The sequence below is a fragment of the Chitinolyticbacter meiyuanensis genome, from assembly GCF_008033135.1.
GTDB classification, from domain to species: Bacteria; Pseudomonadota; Gammaproteobacteria; order Burkholderiales; family Chitinibacteraceae; genus Chitinolyticbacter; species Chitinolyticbacter meiyuanensis.
In genome coordinates this window covers 864645-881006 of record NZ_CP041335.1, presented here as the reverse complement: position 1 = coordinate 881006, position 16362 = coordinate 864645, and the positions used below count along the sequence as shown (strand labels likewise).

Annotated in this window: 16 protein-coding genes; 8 read left to right on the top strand and 8 right to left on the bottom strand. The window is 64.8% G+C overall.

Going from position 1 to position 16362, the window contains the following annotated elements; all coding sequences use genetic code 11:
* Positions 1-79 precede the first annotated feature (79 nt).
* From mtgA to FLM21_RS04180, 3 genes are all read right to left on the bottom strand, one after another.
* Complete coding sequence (mtgA, locus tag FLM21_RS04190; protein WP_148714366.1) at positions 80-790, bottom strand: monofunctional biosynthetic peptidoglycan transglycosylase; 711 nt, start codon at positions 788-790, stop codon at positions 80-82.
* 68 nt (positions 791-858) lie between these two features.
* Positions 859-1767 (bottom strand): shikimate dehydrogenase, encoded by a 909-nt coding sequence (gene aroE, locus FLM21_RS04185; RefSeq protein WP_148714365.1) that lies wholly within the window; start codon positions 1765-1767, stop codon positions 859-861.
* 2 nt (positions 1768-1769) lie between these two features.
* Entirely contained in the window at positions 1770-2222 is a 453-nt protein-coding gene (locus FLM21_RS04180) for a rhodanese-like domain-containing protein (protein WP_148714364.1), read from the bottom strand.
* 283 nt (positions 2223-2505) lie between these two features.
* Here FLM21_RS04180 and glnA point away from each other — a divergent pair, with 283 nt between their 5' ends.
* The 8 genes from glnA (at position 2506) to ntrC (ending at position 10106) form a co-directional block, all read left to right on the top strand.
* The gene (glnA, locus tag FLM21_RS04175) at positions 2506-3915 is read left to right on the top strand and encodes a glutamate--ammonia ligase (protein WP_148714363.1); all 1410 of its coding nucleotides are present in this window, start codon (positions 2506-2508) and stop codon (positions 3913-3915) included.
* Positions 3916-4003: 88 nt separating this feature from the next.
* Complete coding sequence (locus FLM21_RS04170; protein WP_148714362.1) at positions 4004-4318, top strand: cupin domain-containing protein; 315 nt, start codon at positions 4004-4006, stop codon at positions 4316-4318.
* A 62-nt stretch (positions 4319-4380) separates the two neighbouring features.
* On the top strand, positions 4381-5874 hold the full coding sequence (locus FLM21_RS04165) for a sensor domain-containing diguanylate cyclase (protein WP_148714361.1): 1494 nt from the start codon (positions 4381-4383) through the stop codon (positions 5872-5874).
* A gap of 84 nt (positions 5875-5958) precedes the next feature.
* A complete protein-coding gene (locus tag FLM21_RS04160) occupies positions 5959-6582 on the top strand; it encodes an HAD family hydrolase (RefSeq protein ID WP_148714360.1) in 624 nt (207 codons plus the stop codon).
* Positions 6583-6586: 4 nt separating this feature from the next.
* Complete coding sequence (locus FLM21_RS04155) at positions 6587-6871, top strand: Rdx family protein (RefSeq protein WP_148714359.1); 285 nt, start codon at positions 6587-6589, stop codon at positions 6869-6871.
* 26 nt (positions 6872-6897) lie between these two features.
* The gene (locus tag FLM21_RS04150; protein ID WP_148714358.1) at positions 6898-7398 is read left to right on the top strand and encodes a DUF4124 domain-containing protein; all 501 of its coding nucleotides are present in this window, start codon (positions 6898-6900) and stop codon (positions 7396-7398) included.
* 231 nt (positions 7399-7629) lie between these two features.
* Positions 7630-8703, top strand: coding sequence for a nitrogen regulation protein NR(II) (glnL, locus tag FLM21_RS04145; RefSeq protein ID WP_148714357.1), 1074 nt, complete (start codon positions 7630-7632; stop codon positions 8701-8703).
* Positions 8700-10106 carry a nitrogen regulation protein NR(I) gene (gene ntrC / locus FLM21_RS04140; RefSeq protein WP_148714356.1) on the top strand — a complete coding sequence of 469 codons (1407 nt, stop codon included), beginning with the start codon at positions 8700-8702 and terminating at the stop codon, positions 10104-10106. The genes glnL and ntrC overlap by 4 nt, the downstream gene beginning before the upstream one ends.
* A 62-nt stretch (positions 10107-10168) precedes the next feature.
* Here ntrC and FLM21_RS04135 read toward each other — a convergent pair whose 3' ends face one another.
* The 5 genes from FLM21_RS04135 to FLM21_RS04115 all read right to left on the bottom strand — a co-directional run bounded on the left by FLM21_RS04135 (position 10169) and on the right by FLM21_RS04115 (position 16362).
* Positions 10169-10477 carry an STAS domain-containing protein gene (locus tag FLM21_RS04135; RefSeq protein WP_148714355.1) on the bottom strand — a complete coding sequence of 103 codons (309 nt, stop codon included), beginning with the start codon at positions 10475-10477 and terminating at the stop codon, positions 10169-10171.
* Between the two features lie 18 nt (positions 10478-10495).
* Positions 10496-12175, bottom strand: coding sequence for a response regulator (locus FLM21_RS04130; protein WP_187360083.1), 1680 nt, complete (start codon positions 12173-12175; stop codon positions 10496-10498).
* Positions 12176-12286: 111 nt separating this feature from the next.
* Positions 12287-14404, bottom strand: coding sequence for a UvrD-helicase domain-containing protein (locus tag FLM21_RS04125; RefSeq protein WP_148714353.1), 2118 nt, complete (start codon positions 14402-14404; stop codon positions 12287-12289).
* 89 nt (positions 14405-14493) lie between these two features.
* On the bottom strand, positions 14494-14817 hold the full coding sequence (locus FLM21_RS04120) for an H-NS histone family protein (protein WP_187360082.1): 324 nt from the start codon (positions 14815-14817) through the stop codon (positions 14494-14496).
* 216 nt (positions 14818-15033) lie between these two features.
* Entirely contained in the window at positions 15034-16362 is a 1329-nt protein-coding gene (locus FLM21_RS04115; protein WP_187360081.1) for a TolC family outer membrane protein, read from the bottom strand.

The following is a 16362-nucleotide window of genomic DNA, read 5'->3' as shown; positions in this document are numbered from 1 at the left end:
CCAACGCGCGTTTCAAACGGGGAAACAAGACCAACTGAGACGAAAAGCACACAGGCGGCAGCGCGGCGCCTTCGTCAGCCTAGGGAATGTCGGCGTAGCCCATGCGGCGCTGGATGATGGCCGCCTTGCGCGCCAGGCGGCGATCGCCGCGATGCACATCGTAATAACGTGGATTCGTCACCATCGCGGCGAGCCGGGCCGACTGGGCGCGGCTGAGGCTGGCGGCGCGCCCCCCGTAGTAATGGCGGGCCGCCGCCTCGGCGCCGAACACGCCGTCGCCCCACTCGATCACGTTGAGGTAGATCTCGAAGATGCGCCGCTTATCGAGCACCGCCTCCAGCATCACGGTGATGATGGCCTCCTCCAGCTTGCGCCATGGCGTGCGACGCCCGGAGAGGAACAGGTTCTTGGCCAGTTGCTGGCTGATGGTCGAACCGCCGGCGACAATGCGGCCCTTTTTCAGGTTCTTTTCCCAGGCCACCTGGATACCTTCCCAGTCGAAGCCGTCGTGCTCGAGGAACTTGGCATCCTCACTCGCCACCAGCGCGCGCTTGAGATGATTGGAGATCTTGGCGTAGGGCACCCATTGGTGACGCAGCTCGGCCTGCGGATCCTCGTCGCGCAGCCGATCGAGCTGGTGCTCCATGAAGGCGGTCTCGGACGGGTTGACCCAACGCCACATCACCACGTGGCCGAGAATCCACAGATTCCACACCACGAACAGCAGCACGAGCGCCAACAGCACCCGTTTGCACCACCAACCGAAACCCCGCCTGCCCTGCGTTGCCATGGCGCGCCCATGCCCTTGAATCGGCGACGATTATCGGCGAGCCGGCACGAGAACTACGTGACGTTGCGTTACAGCGCAGCGCGCAGGCTGGCCAGCACCGGGGCCACATCGGGACGGCGCCCGGTCCACAGCGCGAACGCCTCGGCCGCCTGGCCGACCAGCATGCCGAGCCCGTCGATGCACGTTGTCACGCCCGCCACGCGCGCCTGCGCCAGGAACGGCGTCTCGTCCTTGCCGTACATCATGTCGTAGGCCAGCGCACCCGGCGCAAACACTGCGTCCGCCAACGGGATCACCGCGCCACCGAGGCTGGCCGAAGTTGCATTGATCACCACGTCGAATTGCAGTCCATGCGCACCAAGTTCATGCAGCGGATCGGCGCCACCCTGCAGTTCCAGCGGGACGCCACCGACCAGGAAATCGAAAGTCGCCACACCGTACTGCGGCAGCCGCGCCACCGGCAGCGCGGTCGCAGCCAGCCACGGCGTCACGACCTCGTCGACCAGCACGCGCGCCTTGGCCTCCGTCCGGTTGGCGATTACCAAGAGCGCCGGCGCCTCGGCCAGCAGCGGCAACAGCGTGCCGCGTGCGGCACCGCCTGCACCGAGCAGCAGGATGCGCTTGCCCTCCAGCGCACCGTGCCGCAGCAGATCGGCAACGAGGCCCGCACCATCAGTGTTGTCACCGAACAGGCTACCGTCTTCCAGCAACTGCAGCGTATTGACCGCGCCCGCCGCCTTGGCCCGGGCACTGAGCGAGCCGGCAAGGCGGAATGCCTCCTCCTTGAACGGTACGGTCACATTGCAGCCGGCCCCGCCCGCCGCGACGAACTCGTGCACCGCCGAAGAAAAACCATCGAGTGGGGCCAGCAGCTTGTCGTACTGGAAATCTGCGAGACCGAACTGCGCGGCAAACGCAGCGTGGATCTGCGGCGACTTGGAATGGGCAATCGGATTGCCAAACACGGCGTAACGCATGGTCAGCCCTGCACCCAAGGCAGGCCAGCGGCCTTCCAGCCGTTCACCGTGTTGCGGTGCTGCGCGGCATCCTTGTCGCCCTCGAAGCCTTCGAGGATGTTGTAGGCCTCGGCGTAGCCGTGGCTGGCCGCGAGGTTGGCCGCGTCGTGGCTGCGCGCACCGGAACGGCACAGGAACAGCACCACCTGCTGCCGATCGACGCGCGTCTGCAGTTGCGTGAGGAAATCCGGATTGAGCGCCATGTCCGGGAAGCGTTTCCACTCGATCAGCTCGGCACCAGGCACCACGCCGACGAACTGCCATTCGGCCGTGGTCCGCACATCGACGATGCACGCGCTCTCCAGCGCTTCGGTCAATGCATGCGCCTCGGCAGGCGTGACCGCACCGGAATAGGGTAAGCCGAGCTGGGCCGCGCGCTCGCGGGCTCGCAGCAGGATGTCGTTGACGGTGGTCATGCTTGGCTCCATGCGGTTTTGCGCACCCGGTGCGCCGAGGCCTTCATTCTAACGCGCACCGCCATGACGGCAATTCGCACCAAATAAGTGCACTCACACGGTGCAATGCACCTCACTTGGGCGTCATCAAAACGGCACGGCAGCGTGGAGCGTTTGTGGCACAATGATCCGTCCCCAAATTCCGGGCTGGCACGGATCATGCTTACGTATTCGCCATCCCGCGTCAGACAGGCGCACCGGACAGTATTCCAAATTACATCATCGTCAAGCTAAGGAGCTTAAGATGGCGGCAGCCGACGTTCTCAAGTTGATCAAGGACAACGACATCCGTTTCGTTGACCTGCGTTTCACCGACACCATTGGCAAGGAACAGCACGTGACCGTGCCGTCGCACGTGGTGGACGAAGACTGGTTCGAACACGGCCACGCCTTCGACGGCTCCTCGATCACCGGCTGGAAGGGCATCCAGGCTTCCGACATGCTGTTGATGCCGGACGCCAACACCGCCAAGATCGACCCGTTCTACGACGAGCCGACCGTATTCATCACCTGCGACGTGATCGAGCCTGCCACCGGCAAGGGTTACGACCGCGATCCGCGCTCGCTCGCCCGTCGCGCCGAAGCCTATCTGAAGGCCAGCGGCATCGGTGACACCGCTTACTTCGGTCCGGAACCCGAATTCTTCATCTTCGACAACATCCGCTGGGGTGCAGACCTGTCGGGTTCGTTCGTGAAGATCGGCTCGGAAGAAGGCGCCTGGGCGACCAGCGAGAAGTTCGAAGGCGGCAACCTCGGCCACCGTCCGCGCGTCAAGGGCGGCTACTTCCCGGTTCCGCCGGTCGACAGCCACCAAGACATCCGCGCCACCATGGTGCTGGTGCTGGAAGAGCTGGGCGTGCCGGTCGAAGTGTTCCACCACGAAGTGGCGAACGCCGGCCAGAACGAAATCGGCACCAAGTTCTCGACCCTGGTCGAGCGCGCCGACTGGACCCAGATCCTGAAGTACGTGGTCCACAACGTGGCCAACCAGTACGGCAAGACTGCTACCTTCATGCCGAAGCCCATCGTTGGCGACAACGGCTCGGGCATGCACGTGCACCAGTCGATCTGGAAGGACGGCAAGAACCTGTTCGCGGGCAATGGCTACGCCGGCCTGTCGGAAACCGCCATGTACTACATCGGCGGCATCATCAAGCACGCTAAGGCGCTGAACGCCATCACCAACCCGGGTACCAACTCTTACAAGCGTCTGGTGCCGCACTACGAAGCCCCGGTGAAGCTGGCCTACTCGGCCAAGAACCGTTCGGCCTCGATCCGCATCCCGCACGTGGCATCCGACAAGGCTCGCCGTATCGAGACCCGCTTCCCGGATCCGCTGGCCAACCCGTACCTGTGCTTCGCCGCACTGCTGATGGCCGGCCTTGACGGCATCCAGAACAAGATCCACCCGGGCGATCCGGCCGACAAGAACCTGTACGACCTGCCGCCGGAAGAAGACAAGCTGATCCCGACCGTGTGCGCCTCGCTCGACGAAGCCCTGGATGCGCTCGACAAGGATCGCGAGTTCCTGACCCGTGGCGGCGTGTTCACCGACGAGTGGATCGATGCCTACCTCGAACTGAAGCAGAACGACGTGAACCGCATCCGCATGTGGACTCACCCGGTCGAGTTCGACATGTACTACTCGCTGTAATCCATCCGGCCTGCCCGCAGGCCACGCTGGACCAGCCAACCCGCACAGGCCATGCTTGTGCGGGTTTTTCTTTGTCGCGAGGAATGCCATGCATGCCGTTTCCGCCACCGATCAGGCGCATGCGCTTGCCGACGACAACAAGGCGCTGCTGGCCCGCTTCAACAGCGCCGATGTCGAGGTCCATGCCGCAGCGGCCGGCGCCTGTGCACCATGGCACGCACATCCGGACAGCGACGAGCTGCGCCTGCTGCTGGAAGGCGACTACGCCGTCGACACCACAACAGCGCGGCACACGCTGATGCCGGGCTCGCTGCTGGTGATTCCGGCCGGCATGCGGCACCGTGGCCGCAGCACGAATGGCGCGCGCTTGCTCGCCCTGCTGCAGCGCAACAGCAACCGCTGAAGCGCCACGCCCATTCCGTCTCCATTGGCTACACTGGCAGCACCCCCGTACCGGGAAGCGCCATGCCATCGTCCCCGACCGGCCCGCCGCTGCGCTGGCGCCTCGCGCTGGCCCTCGTTGTTGCCTATTTCGCCAGCGCCGCCTGCAGCCTGGCGCTGGGGCGGGCCCTGCCCGACATGCCGCCGCTGTACTGGCTGCCGGCCGGCATCGCGACGGCCAGCTTTCTGATCTTCGGGCGCGTTGGTGGCGCGCTGGTGTTCGGCTGCAGCCTGCTGGCCGATGGCCTGCTCTATGGTCAGGGTGGCCCACCGGGCAACTGGGGTATCGGCCAGTTGCCGGTGGCGCTGGCCGCCACATTGCAGGCTGGCCTCGCCGCGCGGGCCTGGCGTGAACGCGAACGCCAGCACCGCCGCCGCTTCCTGCAGCGCTCGACCGAACTGGGCTACTTCTGGCTGCGCATCTGCCTGCTACCCCCGCTGTTCTGCCTGCCCTTGCTGTTCGCCGTGCTGACCATGCTCCGCTTCGTCATACCCAGTCTGCCGGCAACCAACCTCAACCAGCTGCCCTATCTGGTACTCGCCCACACCCTGGGTACGTTGCTGCTGGCGCCATGCCTCGTCGCCTGGCGGGACCGCGCCGAATGGAGCTGGCGCTGGCCGCCGCGGCGCAAGTGGTGGTCGGCGCTGGCCGTGCCCGGGGTGCTGTTGCTGGCGCTGATGCTGCACGGCAACGCCCTGGTGCTGCTGCTGCCGGTATTGCTGGCCGTCACCGTCCACTACTATTGGCCGGGCGCGATGATCGCCATGCTGCTGGTCGCCGTGACGCTGTCCGCTGCCACGCTGGCCGGCTTCGGCCCCTTTGCCGCGCAAGTGATCGCCATGCGCCACGTCGACCTGCAGCTGTTCCTGTTCTCGGTCGGCATCATGCTGCAGTACCTGGCATTGGGGCAGGAGCAGCTGCTCCGGGCGCGGCGCGACTTGCAGCGCACGGTGAGCGAGCGCACCCGCGAGCTGCAGCATGCAAACGCCCGCCTCGCGGAGATGGCGACCACCGACGAGCTGACCGGGCTCAACAACCGGCGCGAATGGCAACGCCGCGGTGCCGAAACCATGATGCTGGCCCGGCGCAATGGCGAGCCGATCAGCCTGCTGATGCTGGATCTCGATCACTTCAAATCGGTCAACGACAACCACGGCCACCTGGTCGGCGACCTGGTACTACGTGCCGTGAGCCAGGCCTGTCTCGCCACACTGCGCACCACCGACAATCTGGGGCGCTGGGGCGGGGAGGAATTCGTCGTGATGCTGCCGGACACACCGCTGATCGAGGCAGCCCGAGTTGCCGAGAAATTGCGCAGCAACGTTGCCGCAGCCCAGGTCCCCGATGGCGACAATGACCCCATCACCGTGACGATCAGCATCGGCGTGACCACGCTGCGCCCTGCCGATAGCGACCTCGACGATCTGATCAAGCGTGCCGACGATGCGCTCTACGCCGCCAAACGAGCGGGCCGCAACCGCGTGGTGATCGATGCCGAGCCACTCGGTACCGATTGATGGCAAGGGGTGCACACCGCCCTGCCACGGCGACGACACCGCACTACGGTAGAATCCGCGCTTTCCATCGCCACCATCACCGCCATGCCCATCCGCGCCGTCGTGTTCGATTTCGGCGGGGTCCTGTTCGACTGGAACCCCGAGTATCTCTATCGCAAGCTGATCCCGGACGAAACCGAGCGCCGCTTTTTCCTCAGCCAGGTCTGCAATGGCGCCTGGAACATCCAGCAGGATGGCGGCCGCAGCTTCGCCGACGGCGAGGCAGCACTGATCGCCGAATACCCGCAGTACGCCGAACACATCCGTGCCTGGCTTGTCCGCTGGCCGGAAACGCTGGCCGGGCTGCTGCCCGAAGGCGTGGCACTGATGGAGAAGCTCGAAGCCGCCGGGATTCCGCTCTATGGCCTGACCAACTGGTCGGCCGAGACCTGGCCCTATGCCTGGAACAACTATCCGCTGCTGCAACGCTTCGGTGAGATCGTGGTCTCCGGCCACGAAAAGCTGGTGAAGCCGGATCCGGCGATCTACGCCCTGATGCAGTCACGCATTGCCCGGCACCTGCCCGATATCACCCCGGCGGAACTGGTGTTCATCGACGATAGTCACATCAACGCCGAAGGAGCCCGCCGCGTCGGCTGGCACGGCATCCATCACGTCGATGCGCGCCATACCGAGGCGCAACTGCGGGAATTGGGACTGGAATTCTGAAACGATGAAACCGCGCGTCACCATCACCTACTGCACGCAATGCCAGTGGTTGCTGCGGGCCGGCTGGCTGGCCCAGGAGCTGCTGTCCACCTTCGGCGAGGAGCTGGGTGAAGTGGCGTTGCGCCCGGCAAGCGGTGGCGTGTTCACCATCGATTGCGACGACGTGGCGATCTGGGATCGCAAGCGCGACGATGGCTTTCCCCAGGCCGCCGAGCTCAAGCAACGCATCCGCGATCTGATCGCGCCCGACAGGTCGCTGGGCCACAGCGACCGTCGGAAATCCGAATAGACGGCAGCTGTGGTAAGGTTTTCGCCATGAACGCGCGTCTCACCCCTGCCCTTCTCGCCCTCGCTGTCTGCCTGGCTCCTGCCGTGGCACGTGCCGACATCTACAAGTACGTCGACGAGGAAGGCCGGGTCACCTTTTCCAACATCCCGCAGAAAGGCGCACAGCGCATCTATGTGGATTCGATCTCGGTGATTCCGGGGCCGAGCAAGCCACGCACCAAGGCCAGCGCCGGTGGTGCAACGCGCGTGAATGCGCCATCGCCGGGCAGCTTCCCTAAGGTGGACAGCGCCACACAGAAGGCGCGCGACACCAACCGCAACGCGATCCTGCAGGAAGAGCTCGCCGCCGAGCAGCGTGCGCTGGCCGAGGCGCGCCAGGCTTTGGCCGACGCCGAGACCACCAAGACAGCCGAGGAAAAGCAGAACCCGCAGAAGTACGTGCAGCGGCTGTCACGGCTGCGCGAAGCAGCAGTGATGCACGAAAAGAACGTCGCCGCGCTCAACGCCGAACTCGGCCGCCAACGCTAGACCGCAGCCAGGCACCGCCCCTCCTTCCCTGCACACGGTGCGCCCCGGAACCGATTCGGGGCACCGCGCGACGGCGCCACCACTGCTGCGCGCACCAACACCGACATCGACACGCACTACAATGGTGCAAATCCGCGAAGCACTTGCACGCCGTGCCGCAAACACGCGCGTTTGTGCCGCTGGCCCGCAAATTGCTTGGCATGCGCCCAAGCGTTCTCCCTGGCCCCTGTCATGCCCCATACCGCCTTCAGTGGTCTCGATTTTCTCGACGCGGCCATCCTCGCCATCGCCGGCGACGGTAGCCTCGCCTATCACAACCCCGCCGCGGCCGACCTGCTCGGCCTGCGCGATGAACAGCTCGGCCTGCCGCTCGAAGCGTGCCTTGGCAGCGGCAGCGCCATCACCCAGGCCGTGCGCCATGCCTGCCGGGTGAACCAGAGCATCACCGAACACGAAATCCTGCTGCCGACGCCGCAAGGCGAAGCCTATGTCTCGCTGACCGCGAGCCCGGTCGAGGCCGCCGAGGCCATCGCTCTCGTCGAGATCCGCCAGATCGACCAGCAACGCCGCATCGCCAACGAGGAGCGGCTGCAGGCGCAGCAACAGGCCAACCGCGAGCTGATCCGCAACCTGGCGCACGAGATCAAGAACCCGCTCGGCGGCATCCGCGGCGCGGCGCAGCTGTTGTCGCGCGAGCTGGAGAACCCGCAGCTCAAGGAATACACGCAGGTCATCATCGAGGAATCGCAACGGCTGCAAAGCCTGCTCGATCGCCTGCTCACGCCGCATCGGTTGCCGCAGCTGTCGGAAATCAACGTGCATGAGGTGCTGGAGCGCGTACGCAGCCTGGTGCTGGCCGAAACGCCCAATGGCCTGGCGGTGAAACGCGACTACGACACCAGCGTGCCCAACCTGATCGGCGATCGCGAGCAGTTGATCCAGGCCGTGCTCAATATCGTACGCAACGCGGTGCAGGCCATGGCCGGCGTCGGCGAGATCTTCCTGCGCACCCGCATCGCCCGGCAGGTGACGCTGAACCGCAAGCGCTTCCCGCTCGCCATCGTGGTGCAGATCGTCGATAACGGCCCCGGCATCCCCGAGGCGCTGAAGGACACGCTGTTCTACCCGCTGGTCTCCGGCCGCCCGGGCGGCACCGGCATCGGTCTGCACCTGGCACACACCTTCATCACCCAACATCACGGCACCGTCGATTTCGACAGCCGCCCCGGTTACACCTGCTTCACCCTGCACCTGCCGCTCAACGGCTGGCCCGTCGCCCATGGACAAGGAAAAGACCACGCATGAGTACCGTCTGGATCATCGATGACGACCGTTCCATCCGCTGGGTGTTCGAGAAGGCGCTCACCCGCGAGGGCATCGCTCACCTGACCTTCTCCTCCGCCACCGAGGCACTGGCGCGCATGGAACGCGATGTGCCCGAGGCCGTGGTCTGCGACATCCGCATGCCCGGTGAATCGGGGCTGACCTTCCTCGACATCGTCAAGCGCAACCACCCGGGCCTGCCGGTCATCATCATGACCGCGCACTCGGACCTGGAAAGTGCCGTCTCCGCGTTTCAGGGCGGCGCCTTCGAATACCTGCCCAAGCCGTTCGATGTCGACGCCGCGATCGCGCTGGTGCAGCGTGCACTGGCCGAGGGCGAGCGCCAGAGCGGGCACGAAGAGCTGCCAGTCTCCACACCGGACATTCTCGGCCAGGCGCCTGCCATGCAGGACGTGTTCCGCGCGATCGGCCGGCTGAGCCAATCCGCCGCCACCGTGCTGATCACCGGCGAATCGGGCGCCGGCAAGGAACTGGTCGCCCGCGCGCTGCATCGCCACAGCCCGCGCTCGGCCAAACCGTTCATCGCCATCAATACCGCCGCCATTCCCAAGGAGCTGCTGGAATCCGAACTGTTCGGCCATGAGCGCGGCTCGTTCACCGGTGCCGAGGCACGGCGCCAGGGCCGCTTCGAGCAGGCCGAGGGCGGCACGCTGTTCCTCGACGAGATCGGCGACATGCCCGCCGACCTGCAGACCCGGCTGCTGCGCGTGCTGTCCGATGGCTTCTACTATCGCGTCGGCGGCCACGCGCCGATCAAGGCCAATGTGCGGGTGATCGCCGCCACCCACCAGCATCTGGAGGAGCGGGTGAAGGCCGGCGCCTTCCGCGAGGATCTGTTTCACCGGCTGAACGTGATCCGGCTGCGCCTTCCGTCCTTGCGCGAACGGCGCCAGGATATTCCGCTGCTGGCCAAGCATTTCCTCGTGCGCTCGGCCGCCGAACTCGGCGTCGAGACCAAGCGCCTGTCCGAGGAGGCCATGGCCCGGCTTACCGCATTCGCCTTTCCCGGCAACGTGCGCCAGCTGGAGAACCTGTGCCACTGGATCACCGTGATGGCCCCGGGCGCGGTGGTCGAAGCCGACGATCTGCCGCCGGAGATCAGCGAGCAGGCCGTCAGCCTCAACGGTCACTTCGCGCCGTCCGGCGACTGGAAGCTGATGCTGGCGGAGGACCTGGGTGCGCGCCTTGCGCGTGGCGAGAGCCGGGTGCTCGACGAGATCATGCCCGCCTTCGAGCGTACGGTGATCGAGCGCGCGCTGGCGCACACCGGCGGCAAGCGCATCGAAGCCGCCGAATTGCTGGGCTGGGGCCGCAATACCCTCACGCGCAAGATCCAGGAGCTAGGCATGGACGGCGAGGTCTAGGCAGCAACACCGGACGTGCAAAAGGCCCGGCTAGCCCGGGCCTTTTGCTATGAGAATTACGCTCAGCCGGTGTATTCGATCTCGAAGATCTTGCCGAAGTTGGCGATCTCCAGCACCGAACGCACCGTTCCCTTGGCATTGACCAGCCGCACCGTCTTGCTGCCGGCACGCTCGTTCAGCAACAGCAACATGCCGAGTGCCGCCGAATCGAGATAGGACACCAAGGCGAAGTCGATCTCAATTTGGCTGATCGCCGCATCCTCCAGCGCAGGCGTGGTCGCCTCCTTGAAAGCGCGGTGCGCCTCATAGGTGAACTGGCCATCGAGGCGGACATGGGCAACCGGCGGCGCGAGGGTAAGCAGGGCTTGCATGGGATCTCCGTGGGAAAACTAGGCGGCAGCGGCTACCAGTGTACCCGGAGCATCGACGCCGTAGCGGCGCAAGGTGCGACGATAGGCATCGAGCAGCTGGCGTGCCTTGCCGTTGCCGGGATCAAGCTTGCGCACCCGATTCAGATAGCCATGCGCCAGCGTCATGTATTCGGCGTGCCAGCCATCGCGGTTCACCAGCACAAGGATGGCGTTCACGGCGTTGAGCAGCACCTGCACATTGCCGGACAGCGATTCCAGCGCGGTGACAAAGCGCTCGGCAGCGCCGGCGAGATCACCCGATTGCGCCGCTCGCACCGCCTCGTTGTTGAGCTCGAGGATATCAGCCGTGGCCGCCTTGATCAGCGCAGCGCCGGTTTCCGGATCGCCAATGTGCCGGTACAACCCCTCGACGCTGGCAATCAACTCGGTATCGTCGTGGCTGCTACGCAGTGCGGCACGGGCATAGCCAGCACCAGCATCGGGCAGGCGGCTCGCATAGCAGGCATGGGCCGCCTCCAGGAGGACCGATGCGGGCGCATCATCGATGGCATCGAGCACACCACAGGCCTCCTCCAGCACCTGGCGGGCCTTGTCGCGCTCGGCACGGCTCTCCCCTCCCAGGTGCGAGGTGACGGCGGCATCGATCAGCTGATGCACCACGCCGGCAGCGGCATCGCCACGGAAATCATTCTTCAGCCGCGCCGCGGTGCGCCGCGCGCCGCCGGGGTCATCACGTTCCAGCTGGACCCGCGCCAGCTCGCCATAGAGCGCCGCATCGCGCCAGAACGAGGTACGGGCGAGCTCGATTGCCTGGTTGATGCCGGCCTCGGCTGCCGCGAGATCGCCGTTGCGATGCGCCAGCCGCCCGAGCACACGTTGGCGCTGCGCCACCAGTGGCGATTTGGCTGCCGCCTCGGCCAGCACCGCCTGGGCGCCCGCCGGATCGCCTTGCGCCACCAGCGTGCGCGCCAGCCAATCGTAGGCTTCGATCACCAGATCGTGACCAGCACGCACCCGCTCGAAGCATTGCTGCGCCTCGCCATACTGGTACAGCGCGAATTGCGCACGCCCCAGGCCCAGCAAGGCCCAGACCGTTTCATGCTCGGCCAGCAGTTCGCGATAGAGGTCTCGTGCGCTGGCATGCTCGCCGATCTGCGCCAGCAACCGTCCCTTCATCCTGCGGAATTCGGCAATATCCTGCGTGTCACCCGCGGTGGCGGTATCGCAGGCGGTCAGTGCCGACAGGTAGTCCCCCGCACGCACGGCCTCGTCGATCAACCGGAAGCGCCCCTTGCGCCGCAGCGCACGCTCGATGCGGCCGATCAGCTCTCCGCCAGAAAATGGCTTGAGCAGGTAGTCGTCGGGGGCGAGTTCGGCAGCGCTCATCACCTGCGCCACGCGGCGCTCGCCGGTGACGAGGATGAAGATGGTTGACGGCTTGAGCAGCTGATGGCGCTGACAGGTTTCGAACAGGTGTACACCGTCGAAGCCCTGCCCCAGATCGAACTCGCACAGCACGATGTCGTAACCGGACTGGTTGAGGCGCGCAACTGCATCGCCGGAGCGTGCGGCATAGTCGATGTCGACCACACCGAGCTCGTTCAGCCCGCGCCCGATCGCCGCGCGCATTTCGCTCGCGCGATCGACCACCAGCGCGCGTCCGCCGGCGAGCGTGAGGGGGCGGCGAGTATCGGCCATGGCCATCCTGGTATGAGTCGGGACGCGGGTCATCCCGTGTGTCTTACATTTCTAGCTTACAGTGTCCATTTTGCCCAGTACCGGGCGTCGCGGCGCGCGATTGTAGCGCGGCTAGACGACAGGCTGCAGCTTGGCGTAGGCCACCGCCAGCCACTTGGCGCCGTGGTCGCGGAAATTGACCTGTACATTGCCGGTGGCGCCGCCCTCGTGGTCGATCACCACGCCGACGCCGAACTTGGGGTGCTGCACCGTCATGCCGATGGCCAGGCCGTGCCCCGGGTCCTGCGGCTTGGCCACCCTTGCCGGCGAAACACCCTGCGGAGCGTAGCCCCGGTTGAGGAAGTGCAGCAGCTCCTGCGGGATCTCGTCGAGGAAGCGACTGGCCAGCGGGTAGCGGGTCTGGCCGTGCAGCATGCGGCTCTGCGCCAGCGATAGATAAAGCCGGCGCCGCGCCCGCGTGATCGCCACATACATCAGCCGCCGCTCCTCCTCCAATCCCTTGGGATCGGCCGCGCTGTTGTCGTGCGGAAACAGGCCTTCTTCCAGCCCGGTGAGGAACACCGCGTGGAATTCCAGCCCCTTGGCGGCGTGCACCGTCATCAGTTGCACCGCCGATTCGCCGGGGCGTGCCTCATGCTCGCCACCCTCGAGGCTGGCATTGGCGAGGAAGGCCACCAGGTTGTTCTCGTCCTCGGTGACGAAATTGGCAGCGGCATTGATGAGTTCGCCCAGGTTGGCGAGGCGTTCCTCGCCGTCCTTGTCGTTACGGTAATGCCCGTTGAGGCCAGACGCCTCCAGCACCAGCGACACCAGATCCGGCAGCGGCAAACCGCTGCTCTGCTGGCGCATGGATTCGATCAGTTGCACGAAGCGCCCCACCGCCGCTGCACTGCGGCCGCTGCCACTGGCGCACGCCGCCTGCCACAGGCTGACCCCAGTGATGCGCGCCGTCTCCTGGATGGTTTCGACGGTGCGATTGCCGATGCCGCGTGTGGGAAAGTTGATCACCCTGAGCAGCGCGTTGTCGTCGTCGTTCGACGCGATCAACCGCAGATAGGCGAGCGCATGCTTGATTTCCTGCCGCTCGTAGAAGCGCAGGCCACCGTAGACGCGATACGGCAGATTGGCCTCGACCAGCGCGTGCTCGACGATGCGCGACTGGGCGTTGGAGCGGTACAGGATGGCGACCTCGCCCAGCTCGATGCCGTCGCGATGCAGCTGGGTGATTTCATCGACGAGGAAATGCGCCTCTTCGTAGTCGCTCGCCGCCTCATAGACGCGGATTGATTCGCCGGCCGCTTCTGAAGTCCACAGCTCCTTGCCCAACCGTTCGCGGTTGTGGGCAATCACGGCATTGGCTGCGTCAAGGATATTGCCATGTGAACGGTAATTCTGTTCCAGCTTGATCACATGACGCACTGCAAAATCGCGCTGGAAATCCTGCATATTGCCGACATTGGCCCCACGGAACGCGTAGATCGATTGATCGTCGTCGCCCACGGCAAACAATGCTGAATGCTCGCCGGTCAACAGCTTCAGCCACGCATATTGCAAGCGATTGGTATCCTGGAATTCGTCTACCAGCACATGGCGGAAACGAGCACGGTAATGTTCACGCAAGGCTTCGTTGTGTGAAAGCAATTCATAGCTGGCAAGCAGCAATTCGGCAAAGTCCACCACGCCTTCACGTCGGCATTGCGCCTCGTATTCGGCATAAATAAGCCGCAGGGTACGCGAGTAATCGTCCCAGCTTTCCGCATCATGGGCGCGGCGGCCGTTTTCCTTGTGGCCATTGATGTATTGCTGCACCGTACGCGGCGGATAGCGCTCCTCATCGACATTCAGCGTCTTCATCGCACGCTTTACCGCGGCCAGTTGGTCCTGGCTGTCGAGGATGACGAAGGTCGCCGGCAATCCGCAATCGCGGTAGTGCAACCGCAGCATGCGGTTGCACAGGCCGTGGAAGGTACCGATCCACAATCCACGCGGGTTGAGCGGCATCATCGCGGTGATGCGCGTCAGCATCTCCTTGGCCGCCTTGTTGGTGAAGGTCACGGCCAGAAGGCCGGCCGGGCTGACCTGGCCGGTGGACAGCAGCCAGGCGATGCGCGTGGTCAGTACTCGTGTCTTGCCGCTGCCGGCTCCCGCGAGGATCAGCGCGTGCTCCGCGGGAAGCGTCACGGCGGCGGCCTGTTCAGGATTGAGGTAGGCGGTAAGCGGGTGGGTCATCGGTACGGCCAGTCGGGTGCTTGATAGAACGATTGTACTAAAAACAAAGGGCAGCCGTCTGGCTGCCCCGAGTGCGATGCGCGAGTCGCTTAGATGCGCAGATCGTCGATCGACTTGCCCGATGCGATCCAATCCAGCGCCCATTGCGGCTTGCGACCACGGCCGGACCAGGTCTGGTTGGCATCGGCCGGATTGCGGAATTGCGCCTTGCCAGCCACGGCGGCCTTCTTGGCACCCTTCTTGGCGGCTTCGAGGCCCAGCACTTCATTGAGCGAGAAACCCTTGGCGGCGGCGAGGTTTTGCAGTTCCACAATCAGGTTCTGCTTGTCGGTCACCTTGCGCTTTTCGATTTCGCGGGCAAGATCTTTTTCCAGTTGAAACAGTTGCGGCAGCGACAGTGCGGACAGGTCCATCGGGTTTCTCCAATATCGTGTGATCTGATTGGTATTCGGTACTTCGGTGAAGGGCATTATGCACAGCGCGCCAATCGAATACAAGCATTGTGCAATTGACATTAATACCTGCTGATATCCAATACCGATCGCGCATATTGAAACACCCCGGTATCGACCGAGGTGTCAGCAAGCAGCGTTGGAAAGAACACACCGCGATAGGTTCAATCAACCCAGCTATTGCAGCCAGGCATTGACATCGGTGACATCGCCTTCATCGAGTTCGCCAACCGAATTGGCCAGTTGCAGCCGCGCATACAGATACTGATATCGCGCCACCACCAAGTCATATCGCACCTGATAGTAATTCTGCTCGGCATCGAGCACGTCGATCGTGGTCCGCACGCCAACTTCGCGACCGAGCTTGGTCGACTCCAGCGAGGACAGGCTGGATTTCTCCGCCTGTTCCAAGGCACCGATCTGGGCAGCACCGCTTTGCACGCCGAGGAAGGCCTGCTTCGCCTGCTGCACGCTGTCGCGCTTGGCAGCGTCGAGCGTGTAGCTTTCCTTGTCACGCAATGCAATCGCTTCGCGCAGGCGCGAGCTGCGATCGCCACCGGTATAGAGCGGAATCGACAACTGCACGCCAATCACGCCACTGGTGGTGCGATCTGTTCCGCCGGAGCGGGAAATGCCATCGCTGTTCCAGCTCGAACCGTAGCTGCCGACCAGATCGAGCGTCGGCGCGGTGCTGGCGCGGTAGCGATCGATCTCACGCTTGGCGATATCGAGGCCCAGCTCTTGCGCCTTGACCGCGAAGTTGTTGGCCTGCGCGCGCGCGGTCCAGTCCGACATCACCGGCGGCGCCGGCGGCGCCGGCCGCTTGCCGTCAGTGATCTTGGCGAGCTGAGCCGGGTCAAGCCCGGTGAGTAACTCGAAGGCGTTACGCTTGATATCGAGCTCGTTGCGCGCGGCGATCTCGCCAGCAGTGATTGCATCGAAACGCGCCTGCGCCTCGTTGGTGTCGGTGATGGTGGCCACCCCCACCTCGAACGATTTCTTGGCCTGCGCCAGCTGCTGGCTCACCGCCTCCTTTTGCGACACGGCGAGCTTGACCTTCTCCTCGGCAGCCAGCACTTCGAAATAGGCCAGCGCCACGCGCAGGATCAGCTGTTGCTCGGCACTACGGTATTCCACCTCGGCGAGGTCGGCCTGCTTGTAGAGCTGGTCGGCGCCGACAAACACGTCGGCGCGGTAGATCGGCTGCTGCAGCGAGACCGAGGCGCCGTACTGCTCGCCATGCGCGTCCGTCGACGGCGTGATGACGGACTCGTTACCTGGATCGTATACCTCGCGCACCGTCTTGGCGCTGCCGTCCACGGTAACCTTGGGCAGCCACAATGCCTGACCCTGGGCCTTCTTTTCGCGGCCTGCTTCCAGCGCCGACTTGGCCGCCTGGTAGCTGGCGTCGTACTGCTGCGCCGCACGCCAGGACGCCATCAGGTCGGCAGCCTGCGCCAGCGGGGCCAGCAACAACAGGCTGGCCGCGATCGACGTCAATTTCAT